Annotated in this window: 11 protein-coding genes; 10 read left to right on the top strand and 1 reads right to left on the bottom strand. The window is 57.8% G+C overall.

Translation table 11 applies throughout. The features are described 5' to 3' along the window. Window positions 1-178: 178 nt before the first annotated feature. On the bottom strand, window positions 179-2,449 hold the full coding sequence (locus tag NI000_RS24385; protein ID WP_253413987.1) for a helix-turn-helix domain-containing protein: 2,271 nt from the start codon (window positions 2,447-2,449) through the stop codon (window positions 179-181). Between the two features lie 359 nt (window positions 2,450-2,808). On the opposite strand from NI000_RS24385, the gene NI000_RS24380 reads away from it, so the two are divergent. The 10 genes from NI000_RS24380 (at window position 2,809) to NI000_RS24335 (ending at window position 15,745) form a co-directional block, all read left to right on the top strand. Beyond that, the gene (locus tag NI000_RS24380) at window positions 2,809-4,338 is read left to right on the top strand and encodes an extracellular solute-binding protein (RefSeq protein ID WP_253413986.1); all 1,530 of its coding nucleotides are present in this window, start codon (window positions 2,809-2,811) and stop codon (window positions 4,336-4,338) included. A gap of 50 nt (window positions 4,339-4,388) precedes the next feature. Further along, complete coding sequence (locus NI000_RS24375) at window positions 4,389-5,462, top strand: ABC transporter permease (protein WP_253413985.1); 1,074 nt, start codon at window positions 4,389-4,391, stop codon at window positions 5,460-5,462. A gap of 21 nt (window positions 5,463-5,483) precedes the next feature. Next, window positions 5,484-6,350: a carbohydrate ABC transporter permease gene (locus tag NI000_RS24370; RefSeq protein ID WP_253413984.1), complete on the top strand. Its 867-nt coding sequence runs from the start codon at window positions 5,484-5,486 to the stop codon at window positions 6,348-6,350. Window positions 6,351-6,368: 18 nt separating this feature from the next. Next, entirely contained in the window at window positions 6,369-7,442 is a 1,074-nt protein-coding gene (locus tag NI000_RS24365) for a glycoside hydrolase family 88/105 protein (RefSeq protein WP_253413983.1), read from the top strand. 81 nt (window positions 7,443-7,523) lie between these two features. Next, window positions 7,524-11,015, top strand: a complete 3,492-nt coding sequence (locus NI000_RS24360; protein WP_253413982.1) for a hypothetical protein — start codon at window positions 7,524-7,526, stop codon at window positions 11,013-11,015. A 39-nt stretch (window positions 11,016-11,054) separates the two neighbouring features. Beyond that, the gene (locus NI000_RS24355) at window positions 11,055-12,752 is read left to right on the top strand and encodes a hypothetical protein (RefSeq protein WP_253413981.1); all 1,698 of its coding nucleotides are present in this window, start codon (window positions 11,055-11,057) and stop codon (window positions 12,750-12,752) included. 306 nt (window positions 12,753-13,058) lie between these two features. Further along, entirely contained in the window at window positions 13,059-13,694 is a 636-nt protein-coding gene (locus NI000_RS24350; RefSeq protein ID WP_253413980.1) for a stalk domain-containing protein, read from the top strand. Between the two features lie 212 nt (window positions 13,695-13,906). Continuing rightward, window positions 13,907-14,488 (top strand): spore coat protein, encoded by a 582-nt coding sequence (locus tag NI000_RS24345; protein WP_253413979.1) that lies wholly within the window; start codon window positions 13,907-13,909, stop codon window positions 14,486-14,488. Window positions 14,489-14,684: 196 nt separating this feature from the next. Further along, window positions 14,685-15,041 (top strand): hypothetical protein, encoded by a 357-nt coding sequence (locus NI000_RS24340; protein ID WP_253413978.1) that lies wholly within the window; start codon window positions 14,685-14,687, stop codon window positions 15,039-15,041. A gap of 341 nt (window positions 15,042-15,382) precedes the next feature. After that, a complete protein-coding gene (locus NI000_RS24335) occupies window positions 15,383-15,745 on the top strand; it encodes a response regulator (protein ID WP_036686232.1) in 363 nt (120 codons plus the stop codon). Window positions 15,746-15,788 lie beyond the last annotated feature (43 nt).

Below are 15,788 nucleotides of genomic sequence, written 5' to 3'. Positions count from 1 at the left end.
CCGAAAACCAGGCGAACAGGATAAAATTCGACACAAATAACGAACGTGCGTTCCTCTATCTTTTTGCCGGGTGCATTCGTTTTATGGATAGCGCATCCGTGTTCCTTTATCTCCTGGCTCGGAGTCTGTAAGCTCTACCTACCTGTATACCGCTTCGCCCCCGTATGAGCCGGCATTCTCATCCCTCTCCCCGCGACTCTTTCCGGTACTGCCCCGGAGGCATGCCGACGAACTTCTTGAACGTGCGCGAGAAGTTCTGCGCGTTGCTGTACTGCAGGCGCGAGGCCATCTCGTCAATGCTCATCTCCGTATGCCGCAGCCAATGCTTCGCTTTGGCGATGCGGCTGGCGAGCAGATAGTCGGAGAATGTGGCGTCGTGCACTTCCTTCAGCGCCTGCTTGCCAAGCGTGACCGGCAGGCCGAGCGCCTTGCAGCAGCTTTCCAGCCGGATGTCTTCTTCGTTGTGCGCATCGATGAAGCCGGTTAACTGCTCGGCGGCGCGTCGCATATGTCCGCGGTGCTCCTCCTCCAGCTCGGCGATCAGCAGATCGCACGCCCGCGTCTTCAGCCAGTCGCTCCACTCTTCCAGCGTGGACAGCTCCAGCCATTCCGCCGCCACAGGCTCCGCCAGAGGGCGGGACAGCGACTGGCCGACCGAGCGGTACAGGAACAGCGTCAGATCGATCATCCGCGATTGCAGCCACTGGTAGTGAATCGTGCGGACTCCTTCCAATTCGCGCAGCCGGTCGATATAGCCGTAAGCCAGCCCGCGGTCGAGCGAACGGACGGCGTACAGGATATCGTTTTCCAGCTCGCGGAACGAGAACGGCACGCCGGGAGATTCCGTTTCGCCGCCGAATTCCTCGATCGGGATCACTTCGTTTTTTCCTGCAACCAGCTTGTGCTTCAGCGCTTCTTCCGCTTCTTGGGAAGATACGTTCAAATAAGCGTAATCCTTACGCAGGCGGCTCACGCCAATGGAGACGGTAAACGGAAAGTAGTGCCGGACGAAATCGCGGATCGTTTGCGCCGCTTCCCGTACCGCGGCTTTAGCCTCTTCCGGCACTGCCGCAGGGAGCGTGAGCGCCGCCATGAAACGGTCCTCTCCCCAAGCGGTGACCATGCCGCTGCCTTTCGTATCGATGACCTCTTGAATGACGCTCGATATGCCGTATTTGAAGTAGTACAGATCGATTTCGGAATAGAGCGTTTCCAAGCTGCGGTATTGATCTATCTGGACGGCAAGGCAGCCGAATTCGCCTTCCTCCGCCAGCGGAAGCTGATAGCGCTCGCACTTGTCGCGGTCCTGCTGCGACCGGATGCCCTTGAGCAGCAGGCTGCGGAAGATGGTCGCCTTGATTTCCGGCGTCAGCTCCTTGATCCTCTCCTGCAGCTCGTCGCGGTTTGCTTTGATCCGCCGCACCGTATCGTAAACGTGCCGGAATTCGTCCGGGTCCGGATCGGGGGTCCGGACCGGTTCGCCGGCGGACGTGCCCGCGCGGGCTGGGCTGCTGTCCTCCACCAGCGAGACGAGCTCGCTCCAGCCCCGCCACAGCCGACCTGTTGCCAGCAGGGTGATAAGCACGGCAAGCGTCAGCAAGAGACCTGCGATGGCGAAGATGACGTTGCGGAGGCTGCCGATTTTGGCAAACAGCACGTGATTCGGAATCGCGAACCCGAATATCCAGTCTTGGTAGGACGGAGGCAAATAAGCGACGAACAGGTCGTCCGCCGCCTTCGGCTTGCCTTCCTTGACCAACGGGACAATTTCACTTTCCAGTGTCGTCCTGCCCAGAGCGCCCCGGGCCTGCAAAATGTCCCGACGCTCGTCCAATATAAAGTACGTGCCCTGTTCCCCGTCGGGCAGTCCGAGAATGTGATCGAAAAATTGCTGATTCAAATGAATGATTATATATAAATCCTGCGTCGTCTGAAAAACGGGCAGTCTGCGCACATACACCGTCGTCGGCGTATCATGGACCGTCAGATTGAGCAGGGCGACCTTTTTGCCCGTCTGCTCGAAAGCCCCGATCACGTTCAGGTAATCGTCCTGAAACGCCGTCACCTGCCGGTTCGTGCTGAACAGCCGGCCGCTCGATACCCGGTAAAGCGCGATGTTGTCCACGTCCTCCAGCGACGTCTGCATGCGAAGCATCGTTTCCTGCACACTGATCAGTCCGATCCCGTCCTCTTCCGTCCACGGGGAAGCGAGGCTTTCGACGGCGGGCAGCTTCTCGAATTGCAGAATGGCTTGATCGATTTGTTTAAAATAGCTGGACACCTGGTCCTGCGTCCGCTGCAGCGAACTGCGGTACGCCTTCTCCACTTCCTCCGACAGGCTTCGGGTGGCGAGGAGATACACCGTAAAACCCATCGCCATAATGCAGAGTGCGCTGAGCAGCAGCATGACGATGACGGTTTGTGCTTTTTTCGAACGCTGCAGCCGCATGCCGGTTCCCCTCCGTTTCTGTCTGAGCTGCCGCTGTCGGCGCTTAGGCAGCGCGTGCCCGCATCTTAACAGTACAATGAAAAATTATAGCACAGGAAGTATCATTTCCGGCAAATCAGACATTTGCGCGTTTTAACACTTGCTGCCCGTCGGAAAACCCGGCATTCGGGGCGTTGCTCAGGCGTATGGTCATTTGGACGGAAATCGCGAATATACGTTTTTGACAATTGCCGCGGATGGTGGGCGGGAGTACAGTAAAGGCATGGCAGGCCGGCCGAACTCACAACGGAATCGATAGACCGACATTTGGAAGCAGGGAAAAGGGGTTGGATACATTGGCTAAGCTCAGATGGAAGCGCATGGATAAACGTATCGGCATCGCAATGCTGGTTACGGCTTTATTGACGGTAGCCACAGGCTGCGGAGGCGGAGATGCCAAAACCGATGGGAAAGGCTCGACGGGAGCAGCGCCGTCCGGACCGGTCAAATTGAAGCTGGCCTACGACAACGGGAATACGATCCCGAGCACCTCGCCGGACAGCAACGAAGCACTGAAATTTTTGCAAACGAAGCTGGGCGTTCAATTCGAACTGAACATCAACTCGTGGGAGATTTATAAAGAGAAGATCCGCGTGCAGATCGCTTCGGGCGACGTCCCGGACGCCTTCGCTTGGCGGACGATGGACGACTTTATCGTCGGCATGATCAAGGCGGGCGAAATCGTCCCGCTGGACGACTATATCGACAAGTATCCGAACCTGAAAAAACAGAAGGACCTCTATATCACGAAGTACCAGAACAAAATTTACGCGATCACGAACGTGCGCAATCCGGTCGCCTCCGGGGACATGCCGATGATCCGCAAGGACTGGCTCGACAGCCTTGGGCTGCAGCCGCCAAAAACGACCGAGGAGCTGTACAACGTAGCCAAAGCATTTGCAACCGGCGACCCGGACAAGAACGGCAAAAAAGACACGATCAGCATCGAAATCGGCTATGCGAACAATGCGTTCATCGGCGTCAGCGGGCTGCAGCAGCCGTTCGGCATAAGGGACAAGTGGGTGAAACAGGGCGATAAATACGTGCCGAATTTTGCGACACCGCAATTCAAGGAATGGCTCCAGTGGATGCAGAAGGCGTTCAAAGACGGCCTCATCGACCCCGACTTTGCCGTGACTGACGGACGGACTGCCGAATCGAAGGTGGTCAACAAAGGACAATCGGGTATTTTCTTCCAGTATGCATCGCGAATTAACGATTTCGAGGACAACTATAAGAAATCGAATCCGAACGGCAAGCTCGTTCCGTTCGAGCCGGTCCAAGGGCCGTACGGCCAAGGAGCGACCGGACGCGTGAACTACGGCGGGCTGTTCATTACGAAGAAAGCGGCGAAGGACCCGGCCAAAATGCAGAAGCTGATGGAATGGCTCGACTTCGGCGCCAGCCCGGAAGGCGAGCAGTTCAACCTGTACGGTGTGGAAGGCGTCCACTACACGAAAAAAGACGGCAAAAACGAAGTAAATGCCGAAGCGACCAAGCGGGACATGCCGGGCGCGTTCCTGTGGACGCTGCCGGTCGGCAAGACCGAGGAAGTGTTCGTCGGCAAGAAGAATAGCGCCGAAGCGCAGAAGCTCGTGATCGACGGCAACTTTATGCTTGAGAAATTTTTGAAGCTGCCTGCGCCGCTCGACTTTGCGTTCTCGCCGACACGATCGAAATATAACGCCGAAGCCGATGCATTCATCAACGGCAGCATCGTCAAAGTGATTATGGGCAGTCTGAGCGTGAACGATTGGGACGGTATCGTGAAGCAGTGGTACGACCGCTTCGAAGGTAACAGATGGATGGATGAAATCGCCCAGGCCGCCGGTTCCGGCGATACAAAGTAATCCACAAAATACGGACGGAAACGTCGGCACGCCAAGCCGGCGTATCCGTCATGCGCAAAAACGGGCAGCGGGGCCCGGCCGTACTGCGCGTGACGGAGGAAGCCTCCGCCCGTTCGGATGAGACAATACGAATGATTAGGAAAGGGGGACATCCCATGGCCATCCAGCCGAAAAGCGCGGCATGGAACGCTCCGGGAACGGGGGCGGCGGCGAAGCCGAGACGCTCGCGCCTCGCCAAGAAGCTGTGGGCGGACCGCTACATGTATTTGCTGGCGCTCCCGGGCATGGCGTTTATTCTGCTGTTCGATTACGTGCCGATGTACGGCATCGTGCTGGCGTTTCAAGACTATAACCCGTTTGCGGGCGTGCTGCACAGCGACTGGGTCGGCTTCGCGCATTTCGAGCGGTTGTTCAAGCACCCGGACTTTTGGATGGTGCTGCGCAACACGCTTGTCATCAGCTTTCTGAATTTGGCGCTGTTTTTTCCGACGCCCATTGTGCTGGCACTGCTGCTTAACGAGGTGCGGATCGCCTTTTATAAGAAAACGATTCAGACGATCATCTACTTGCCTCATTTCGTCTCCTGGGTCGTCATTTGCTCGCTGACCGTCACGCTGATGAACTCGGAGGGCCTGATTACGCAAATCGTCAAAGGGCTCGGCTTCGAAAAGGTGCAGCTGCTGCTCGATCAACGGCTCTTCTGGGGCATTATTACGGTGCAGAGCATTTGGAAGGAAGCGGGCTGGGGCACGATCATCTTCCTTGCGGCGCTGGCGGGCATTAACCCGGAGCTGTACGAGGCGGCCCGCGTCGACGGAGCTACGCGCTGGCAGCAGATCCGCTCGATTACGATCCCGGCGCTGATGAATACTGTGGTCGTTCTGCTGCTGCTGCGGATCGGACACATCATGAGCTTGTCGTTCGATCAGCTGTACATGATGGGCAATCCGATGGTCATGCAGGTGGCGGAAGTGTTCGATACGTATGTATTTAAAGCGGGCGTGCTGCAAGGCAACTTCAGCTTCGCCGCTGCGGTCGGCTTGTTCAAATCGGTCGTCGGGCTCGTGATGATTCTCGGCTCGAACTGGCTCGCGAAGAAGACGAGCGACAATTATTTGTTCTAGGAGAAAGGAGGCGGAAGCCTGATGAAACCGCAAAAAGGCCGGCTGTTCGAAGCGGTCAACGGAGTCCTGCTCGGTCTCTTGGCGCTGCTGATGATTTTTCCGTTCTGGAATGTGTTGGTCACGTCGCTGTCCTCGCCGCATTTGGTGTTCGAGGGACAACTGCTGCTGTGGCCGAAGGGCTGGTCAACGATTGCCTACGATACGGTGTTTAAAAATCAACAGTTCATTCAAACGTTCAAAAATACGATATTCGTGACCGTCATCGGCACGGCGCTCAGCATGCTGCTGACGACGACGCTTGCTTACCCGCTCTCCAAAAAATCGGTGCACGGCTCGACGGTCATGCTGTTCATTGCCTTCTTCACGATGCTGTTCAGCGGGGGCATCATCCCTTCTTACCTGTTGGTTAAGGAGCTGCATATGCTCAATACGCTCTGGGCACTGATCGTGCCAAGCGCGCTCAGCGTCTTCAATCTGATGATTATGGTCAGCTTCTTCCGGTCGGTGCCGGCGGAGCTGGAGGAATCGGCGAAGATGGACGGCTGCAACGATATCGGCGTGCTCGCGCGGATTATCGTGCCGATTTCGCTGCCGGTCATCGCGACGCTGACGCTGTTCTACGCGGTGTCGAAGTGGAACATTTTTTTCCAGGCGGTCATGTACAACAGCGCGGTGGAGAAAATGACGCTGCAGGTGCTGCTGCGCCAAATTCTCGTGCAGATGACGAACGAGGCCGTCGATGCGGCCATGAGCGGTGATACGCCGCGGATCGGGGTGTCGGTCAAAATGGCGATGATCGTGATCGCGACGGTGCCGATTCTGCTGATTTATCCGTTTCTGCAAAAATATTTTGCCAAAGGAACGATGATCGGATCGATCAAAGGATAGGAGAGGGGTCAGGCAATCATGAACAATCAACTGCTGCTCGCCAAAGCGCAGCAAATTTATCACTATATGGTGACGGCACCGGAAAGCGATTGGCAGCGCAATATGTACAACTGGGACTGGAAGCCGGGCGTAGGGCTGATCGCCGCGGTGAAATACGGGCAGGCGACCGGAAGGCCGGAGGTGCGCGACTATCTGTGGCGTTGGATGCGGGATAACCGGCACAAGGCGGCGGAGCTTCGCGTGATCAATTCGACGGCGCCGTTCGCGGCGCTGACGGAGCTGCTGCGCGAACAGCCTGACGCGGAGGCGGAATGGATGGAGTTGGCGCAGGAGCACGGTCGTTGGCTGATGGAGGAGGCGCCTCGCACGTCGCAGGGCGGCTTCGAGCATACGGTAACCGAAGGCGTCGACTTCCCAGAGCAAATGTGGGCGGATACGCTCGTGGTCGGCGGTTTATTCCTCGCCCGGCTCGCTTCGCTGACCGGCGACCGGGCAATGGCGGAAGAGGCGGTCCGCCAAGTGGAAATCCACCTGCGGCTGCTGCAGGACGAGGCGACGGGCGTGCTGTTCCACGGCTACGACGGGCAGCGCGGCGATCATATGTCGGCGGCGCGTTGGGGCCGGGCGAACGCGTGGGTGGCCTTCGGCGTACCGGAAATCGTACGCGAGGTGCGGGGGCTGGCCGAGGTGCCCGCAGAGGTGAGCCGAAGGTATACGAGGCTGTTGGAAGGGCTGCTGCGCTTCCAGACGCCGAACGGGATGTGGCATACCGTGCTGGACCGGGACGATTTTTATTTGGAAACGTCGGCTGCGGCGGGGATCGGCTACGGGATGCTGCTCGCTCTGAAGCACGGAATGGCGGCGGATGTGGCGCTGCGGGCGAAGCTGGAAGAAGCCGTCCGCAAGGCGGCACAGGCGGTGCTCATCCACGTGGACGTGTACGGAGCGGTGCACGGTGTGTCCGGCGGGACGCCCGTTATGCCGACGGTGGAGGCGTACAACGAGGTGAAAATAACACCGACGCCGTACGGTCAGGCGCTGGCGCTGCTGCTGGCCAGCGAGCTGCTGACGGTGGGGAGCGGCGGACGGTGAATGAAGCTCCTCGCCCGCTCCTACGGGGCAGGCGGAGGAGTTCTCGGTTTGGCAAGGCGAGACCAGTCGGGAGGGACGAAGATGAACAAGGGAAGCAAAGGCAGAGGACGGCTGCGCTGGTTGTCGGCGCTGGTCGCAGGGACGACAGCGCTATCCGCGCTGGCTCCGATGGGGGCGCAGGCGTCCGTCGCTCCGTCGGCGATGACGCCGGACACGAGCTTGTTTTACGACCGGGTGGACAACGTATTCCCGGACGCGGCTTCCGTGGAGCGGCAGCTGCAATTTTTTCAGCGTAATCTGCTCGGTAACCAGCAGCCGGACGGGCGGACGGATAATTTTCCGCAGAAGGTGGTTGTGAACGCCGCTGCCGGCAGCTTGACGGCAGGAAACATTGTGGCGAACTTCGGCTTCGAAGAAGGCGCAGGCGCACTGCCGGACGGCTGGACGGCAACGGACGGACAAGGAGGCGTGCCGGAGGCGGGGACGATCCGCTGGGTGAACGACGCAAACGCCGCGCTGGAAGGCTTGAGGCTGCTGCAAATGGAAGCGGTAACAAATGGCAGCGCTGCGATTTCGCAAACCATCGCGAACCCGGTCGACGTGTTGGTCGACTATGCGACGCCGACGAAAGCGGCGGTGGCGCCGAACAGCAAGATGATTCTCAGCGCGTTTTACAAGGCTGAGCAGGTCGTCCCTTCCGAAGGAGGACAAGGGGTCTGCGCGCAGGTGACTTTCTTGGACGAGGCGGGAAGTCCCTTGGCACCGCCGTACACGGTGACGAATGCCGTCTATGCCCGCGGCGGCTGGCAGGAGCTTCGCGGGCTGGTGACGACGCCGGGCGTGCAGGCGGCAAGCATCCGGGTCGAAGCCGGGCTCGACCGGGCGAAGGGCACGGTGCAGTGGGACGGCATCCGGCTGATGCGCGTCGATACGACGACCAGTAGCGACGGCGTCGTCGCTGCGGCGAAGGGCACGGCCGCCTTCCCGAACGGCGGCTTTGAAGCTGCTTCCCCGGCGTGGACACTGAAGCCGCTCGGCGGTGCGGCCGTCGAGTCGTGGAGCGGGTCTGCGGCGGGCGGCTATGCCGGCAAAGACGGCACGCTGACGTCGAAGTCGGCCGACACGGCGGCGGCGCTGACGATGACGGCGAAAGCGTCCTCGAACGGCGCGCGCCAGTTCGGAGGCGACTACCGCATCGCGACGGTCAAGTACAAGACGCAGCCCGGCTTTGCAGCGCAGGATGGCCGCGGCGTGGCGATGCGGCTCCGATTTATGGACATGAAGGACCGGGAAATCGGGCAGCACACCTTTTATGGCGCGCCGACCAACGGGCAGTGGAGCGAGATCGGCGGCGTGTTCGATACGCCTTATCCGGTGCACTACGTCATCTGCGAGCTGATGATTGATCGGGCTGTCGGCACCGTGCAATTCGATCAGATGTCCTACATCGGCGTGGACCAGCAGAACAGCAGCACAGAAGCGGGCTTCGGCTCGGCGGGACTGCTTGCGTACATGTGGAGCATCACGGGAAAAACGGACGCGGCGCTTGCCAAGCGGGCGAAGGACGCGCTTGATTTTTATTTGAACCGGCGGGTGACGACGACCGATAACCCTGCGAATGCGTCCCGCTTGCTCGACGGGAAAGCGAACAGCGGGGAAGCGTATGTGCCGTACAGTGTCAGCGGCAGCACGACAAATGCGGATTATCCGACGACGGCGTTTGGGCTTCATAATCTGGCGGCGGCGCTGACCTACGGACAGGGGCTGTTTACCGAGACCCAACTGGCGCAGGCGAAGGACAAAGCGTACTCGATGTGGCGCTGGCTGACCCGGGTGACGAAATTCAGTACGCAAAACTCGATGAACCAAGCACTTGTCGGCCTGCTCGGCGGAGTGGAGCTGGCGGTGGCCGAGGACGATGCGGCGCTGAAGCAGGAAGTCGCGGATTATTATATCCGGGGACTGGCAGGCTCGAATTTGCCGGACAAAGGCATGCGCGTGCAAGCGCGGCAGTTGGTCGACGGACGGAACATTTTTTACGAGGTCAACGGCTTCGACGTCAGCTACGCGGGCGTATCGCTCAGCGATCTGGCGGACATCGTCGAATCGATCCCGGACGGAGACGCGGCTTTCGGCGAGCTGAAGCAGATCATTGGGGCGGACGGAATGGAGATGGCCGACTATTTCAATGCGCGGCTGGCGGCGGACGGATGGATTTTTGCAGGCTCGCGGCACAACGAAGGCGGCGGCTCGGCTTTTAATATGGGGAACTTCTCCGGGCTATCGTATTGGGGCGATGCGCTCAAGGCCGATGTGGGCCGTTTCCTGATCAAATCGTTCGGTTCGACGACGCCGTCCTATGGCGATACGGCCAATCTCGGGCACATTGCCGTGCACGGGCCGGTCGCGATGCACCGGATGCTGCAAAAGTACCCGTGGAACCGCAGCGAGCAGCAGAAGCTGGAAGAGTATAATTTGCGCAAAGGGCAAGTGTCCGTCTACTTCAAAAACGACAATAAGCAGCCGTTGAACTTGTCCGTATCCGGCACGGATTTCACCGAGCATCTGCTCGACACGGGTACTGCCGATCCGGATAAGCCCGGCTTTCCGAAGGTCGACCGGCTCATCGGCTGGTATGCGACGGATGCGGCGGGCAAGAAGCAATATAACGATGTGAAGCGGACGACGGACAATTGGTCCACGCCGCGATATTACATCCGCAAGGATACCGGCAGCGTCGGCGGTCCCGGTGACGGGGCGAACCTGACGCAGCAATATTACGTGACGAACGGCACGTCTCTGTACAACGTGCTCGCCGTGCGGATGGGCAAGGCGCAAAGCTACACGTCGCTGAACCAACTGATCGGCCTGCCTTACATGTCCGTGCCGAACCGGCCTTACATTCCCGGCGCGCTGGAGCCGGACCGGGTGCGCATCAACGGCTTGTATGCGGTGGACGGCAGCCCGCTGCTCGATCTTAGCGCGGATGGCGGCTCGGCGGTGACTCCTGCGATGGTGGCAGGCAGCGCGAGGGTGAGCGGCTGGCCGCTGCTGAAGGCCGAGAACGCGCCGGGCGGCGGAGCGGCCAAGCCGACGTGGCTGTCGAAGGCCGACCTCGACAAGCTAAGCGCGGGCTTTGTGACGGCCAACGGCAAAGTGATGGATGATTTGTATACGAAGGCGCTGTGGGACCCGACGAACGTGCGGACCTCTGACAATAACGGCACGATCGTGCAGTTTGCCAACACCGACAAGCTGATGGTGCAGCTTACGGACGGCGCGGCAGCGCAATACCAAGCGGGAGACTGGGTTTATTTTGTGAGCAAAATCGAATCGAACGCTTCCGCCACCGGCTTCCGCACAAGGCCGATCGCGAAATACGCGGGCCGAACCGACGTGCTGCGCGCTTTGGTTGTCGAGGACGAGGGCATGCTGCTGCTGCTTGCGGAAGGGCGCGCGCTCTTCGTCGATAAAGCGGGCCGCAAAGCTTATATCGACGGCCGTCCGGCGGGAGCGGCCGAGGCGGCTGCGATGTGGGCGGCAGCCGGAGAAGCTCCGCAGCCGCGTGAGTAAAACTAAAACCATAAGTATAGAGAAGGACGGAGAGAAACTATGCGTACCCATTCCGATCTGGAGCGGAGGCTTCTGCAGCGGTGGCTGCAGAAGCAGGAGTATAGCGAGGACCTGCGGCTGCTGCGCGTTCCGTTCAGCAGTCCGGGCTACCATACGACGCTGAAGGATGTTCCTTTCGTGCATCCGACCCGGGAATCGCTCGGGTATGCCGTTGCCCTGCTGGACGGCGGCGGGGAAGCGGGGCTGGAGCGGGCCTGCGCGATTCTGGACCGTGTTATCGCGCTCCAGGAGACAGACCGCGGCCTGCCGACGTACGGCATCTGGTCGTGGTTTTTTGAGGAGCCGCACGGCGACATGCGCCCGCCTGACTGGAATTGGGCCGACTTCTGCGGCAAACGGCTGCTGCTGGCTGTGCGCAAACACGAAGACCGGCTTCCCGAAGCGTTGAAGGAACGGCTGCGTGAAGCGGTGTTTCGTGCCTGCGAAGCGATTATCGCGCGCAATGTGGGGCCGGGATACACCAACATCGCGATCATGGGCGCTTTTGTCACGTTAATCGCCGGCGAAACGTACGGGCAGGAAGCTTTTGCCGCCTACGGTAGGCAGCGGCTGCAAGCCTTTTACGAATATACGATGCGCCTTGGGGCGTTCGAGGAATACAACAGCCCGACCTATACGAAGGTCGCTCTTGTCGAACTGTCGGATTTGTACGCCTGGGCGCAATCGCCGGAAATCAAGACGCTTGCCGCGAAGCTGCTCCGTTTGGCGTGGGAGTCGGTTGCCAAGCATTTTCATCCGGCAACCCGTCAATGGGGCGGCCCGCATGCCCGAAGCTACGACACGACGTTGTCGCCCTCCGTGCGGTCCTTTCTTCAGATCGCGCTGCAGGGCCGCGTGGAATGGCTGACGGAGGAAGAGCTTGCTTACGATCCGCAGTGGTACGGCAGTCCGATCGGGTGCCCGGACGAAGTTGTACCTCTGTTTACGGAACCGTCCGTCCGCACTCACGACCAAGTTTTTTATCGGAACGAGGCCAAGGGCATTGAGAAAAGAGCGTCGTTCTACCAAACCGAAACGTTGTGCATCGGCTCGGTCAGCCGCGAAAACATGTGGAATCAACGCCGCAATCTGCTGGCTTATCTATCCGGCGAGCACGGCACGTCCTATGTGTGGCTGCGCTGCCTGCATGACGGCTACGATTATGCCGCCGCCGTCTTTACTTCCGTGCAGCGGAAAAACCGGGTCCTCTTCGGCATCGGTTTCAGCACGAACGGCGGCGACACACACAACAGTCTGGACCGGATTCGCGGATCGATCGAAGCCGAGGACCTTCGGCTGCGGTTTGAGATCGGCGGAGGCGAAGCGAAGGTGGAGCAGGATCTTCATGGGGAGCTGTATGTGACGGTTGGCCGCCATGTGCTTACTATCCGGCCCGTGTTCGCGTCGCTGGGCGAGGAATCGGCTCGCTGGGAATGGAGCCGCGAGGGGGACCGCCTGTACGTGGATTGTGTTTTCTACAGCGGGATAAACCGGACGATCGATTTCGAGTCCTTGTGCCAAGCAGGGGCGCTGGCGGTATGTACATTCGCCGAGGAGCGCGTTTCGTGCAGCTACAAGCTAACCTTAAAGGAACAAGAGGCATTCGTGGAATGCCCGGCTCCTTCTGGGGGCGGGCCGCTGCGGCTAAGCATGCGGCTGAAGCCGGCCCTGATGGACACGATGCTGTCGGTTTTATAAATGAGCGAGACCCGGACTGCGCTGCTCTTGTGCGCGTTCCGGGTTTTTGCGTATGCTGCCCGGATGCCGCTGCAAGCACCTCACTCTGCTTTCGGGTCCACGGTCCAAGTCACTTTAAGCCCAGTCCCGCTCTCGCAAGCTGCCTCAGCAACTAACCCCCGCCCGTTTCGTTTCCCCAAACGAAAGAGTTCCATTCTCCATAAGTCCGCCCACTCGGTTAACAATTTTGCAACCTTTTTCCATGCCAACCTCGTCTTATCCCTAGTATAATGAATAGAACGCAACAACGAATCCAAGGAGGTACTCATGAAAAAATTTATACTTGGACTGCTCTGCGGAGCCGTGCTTGCCGCTTCTACCGCTGTTTACGCCTCGGACGAAATCCGGGCGACGCTGTTTCCCGTAAAAATGCAATTCAATGGAGAGGTTCGCGATACGGGCTCCCGGTTCGCGATTTTGAATTATGACGGCCATACATATGTGCCGCTTCGCTTCATGGCCGAAAACTTGGGGGCCGGGGCTGCCTATAACGAAGAAGCCCGCACCGTCTCGGTTGTTTCCGAGCCGAAGAACGCCAGCGATGCACAGAAAAAAATATGGGCGGCAACGTACCGCCTCGAACGCGGTATGGAGGCCAAAGACGTGAAGAGCGTGCTGGGCGAACCGTCTTTCCTGACGCTGATCGACAGCTCCAAGCAGCAGTTGTGGCGCTACGATTTCGGAGCATCGGCCGGCTACAGTAGCGGCGGTCTGAGCGCCGACGCCGAAGGCTTGCGACGCGGAGACTTGGAGGGCCAGCTGTTCATTCGTTGGAACGCAGGCGGACAAGTCGACCGGTACGAGCTGTGGACGGTGAAGAAAGCCGCGGACGGCACCCGCAGCGTTTCTTCGTTCACCGTATACCCCGACGGCTCCACAAGCGGGTCCGCCGCTGCAAACTAGGCTGAAAGCCGGTTCCTCATGGGACCGGCTTATTTTTTCGCGAGAAGGAAGAGACATCGAATTTTCCTTGTGAAATCTATCACATTAGACGCGGCGAGGACACAGCAGGTTGCGGCTGTCTGCAAAATTTTGGATGTATGGCGCATAATCGTTTCCAATCCTTGGACATACTATCGATGTTCCGAATATCCATTCCAGTTCAGGAGGTTTTTATGCACACGCAGCAACGTTTTGCCGCCCACGAATTTCTGGAAACCCAAGAGGCAGTCCGCACGAAAGCGGCGCACATCGAACTGTACGGCGTTCTTTTTGCGATGGCGCAGGATACGCACTTGAAAGATATTTTGTTCAATCAGCAGCGACGGATGCTGGAGGGCTACGATTACGGCATTAACCTGCTGCAAGGCCGAGGCATCGCTATGACGCCGCATACGCCGGAGCTACGTATTTACGAAAGACCTCAAGTCGGACTACAGAAGCCGTCCATGCCTGGGCCGAATCCGAACGCTACGCAGCTGTCGGATCTGTCCATCGCGACAATTGCGCTGAACCTGCACAAAACCGGCTCGGCTGTCGCCATGCTGTGGGCCTGCGAATGTGTAGATCCGCAAATTCGCCAGTACCATGCGACCTCGGCGAACATCTGCCAGGAGATGGCTTGGGAGCTGTTCCAGTACATGAACTACAAGGGCTTTTACCAAGCCCCGCAGCTGGCCGACCATACGATGCGCACCATGATCCAAGCCGTGCAGCCTGCGGAGCCGCAGCAGCCTTACCAGACGCATTTTCAATAATAGTCCCTGCTGCTTTCGGGAAGCCGGTCGTTCTCTTGTTCACGAGAACCCGGCTTTTTTTGTACTGGAATGATAAAATTAGGGAGAGGCCGACCCATACATTTTTACTGCCACAAGATTATACAGGACGGGTGCCAGTATGCGTCTATCCAAGTTTAGTATTTAGACCAACAATAAACATAAAGGGTTGAGCATTATGATAAAAAAAGGCTATTTCATAGACAAAGAAAAAAATCAGATTTATAACGATGAAATATTAGTTTCAAGTAAAATTCACACTGACAATCCTACGCTACAGGAACTTGGACAAATGATTATTAATGGCGAGGTAGAAAAAGTATTTATCTGTAACTATCAAACGGAACGAATAAGCAAATTAGAGTGTTTATCGATAAATGATGTTAAGTCTAAATGGAATACAAGATATAAAAATAATATCTCTCTTGAAGATGAAGCGTATTTAGATGATTTCCCTAATGGATACTGCTTTTTTGTTGAGCTTTGGGAAAGTGAAAGAGGAACTGCTATTTTGGTCTTAATCCAACATCATTAAAACTCCCAAAAGTATAGATGAAATAATGACGTCCAGCAGCAACATTTCCGGTCCCATGGTTTTTAAATATATTGAAGCGAATGGACAAAGAACGGATGTTCCAACCCATGTCCAAATGATTCATGACTTAGGTACTTCATCTGGCGCTATTGGGAATGCGAATGGAACAAAGGAGCAGTGGGAAGAGCAGCAGGTCCCGTGACGTATTAGGCGGTTATTATATGTTTTTCATGATTTTCGGCAAAAAAAGGGACAAATTGTTCCTTATCCTAATAGTTTCTTAATAAAGCTCTGTCATAATAGAGATATAACATCACCTTAGAAGGTTGGGGGTTCTGCCTATGGCTAAAGTAATGGTTGTCGATGATGCCGCTTTCATGCGGATGATGCTGCGAACGATGCTGACGGAGGAAGGACACGAAGTGGTGGCGGAAGCGACGAACGGTATGGAGGCGGTCAACACCTATTTGTCCGCTCGGCCCGACCTGGTCACGATGGATATTACGATGCCGGAGCTGGACGGGGTTGGAGCGGTCAAAGAAATCCGCAAGCACGACCCGAACGCGAAGATCATTATGTGTTCGGCCATGGGCCAAAAGGGCATGGTACTGGAAGCTATTACGGCGGGAGCGAAAGATTTTGTCGTCAAGCCGTTTCAAAAAGACCGCGTCATCGAGTCGGTCAACAAGGTGCTTGGCTTGTAATACGTCCGGCGGAAGCAGGGTTACCGGCCGCCGTATCCATAAC

This window comes from Paenibacillus tyrphae (assembly GCF_024158745.1).
GTDB lineage: Bacteria > Bacillota > Bacilli > Paenibacillales > NBRC-103111 > Paenibacillus_G > Paenibacillus_G tyrfis_A.
Note: the sequence above shows the minus strand (reverse complement) of the source record. Positions and strands in the feature narration are given on the sequence as shown.

What these genes read in the sequence shown, in the direction of transcription:
- NI000_RS24385 (WP_253413987.1), bottom strand. Translation starts at nt 2,449, where the DNA reads ATGCGGCTGCAGCGTTCGAAAAAAGCACAAACCGTCATCGTCATGCTG.
- NI000_RS24365 (WP_253413983.1), top strand. Translation starts at nt 6,369, where the DNA reads ATGAACAATCAACTGCTGCTCGCCAAAGCGCAGCAAATTTATCACTAT.
- NI000_RS24370 (WP_253413984.1), top strand. Translation starts at nt 5,484, where the DNA reads ATGAAACCGCAAAAAGGCCGGCTGTTCGAAGCGGTCAACGGAGTCCTG.
- NI000_RS24360 (WP_253413982.1), top strand. Translation starts at nt 7,524, where the DNA reads ATGAACAAGGGAAGCAAAGGCAGAGGACGGCTGCGCTGGTTGTCGGCG.
- NI000_RS24335 (WP_036686232.1), top strand. Translation starts at nt 15,383, where the DNA reads ATGGCTAAAGTAATGGTTGTCGATGATGCCGCTTTCATGCGGATGATG.
- NI000_RS24350 (WP_253413980.1), top strand. Translation starts at nt 13,059, where the DNA reads ATGAAAAAATTTATACTTGGACTGCTCTGCGGAGCCGTGCTTGCCGCT.
- NI000_RS24340 (WP_253413978.1), top strand. Translation starts at nt 14,685, where the DNA reads ATGATAAAAAAAGGCTATTTCATAGACAAAGAAAAAAATCAGATTTAT.
- NI000_RS24375 (WP_253413985.1), top strand. Translation starts at nt 4,389, where the DNA reads ATGCGCAAAAACGGGCAGCGGGGCCCGGCCGTACTGCGCGTGACGGAG.
- NI000_RS24345 (WP_253413979.1), top strand. Translation starts at nt 13,907, where the DNA reads ATGCACACGCAGCAACGTTTTGCCGCCCACGAATTTCTGGAAACCCAA.
- NI000_RS24355 (WP_253413981.1), top strand. Translation starts at nt 11,055, where the DNA reads ATGCGTACCCATTCCGATCTGGAGCGGAGGCTTCTGCAGCGGTGGCTG.
- NI000_RS24380 (WP_253413986.1), top strand. Translation starts at nt 2,809, where the DNA reads ATGGATAAACGTATCGGCATCGCAATGCTGGTTACGGCTTTATTGACG.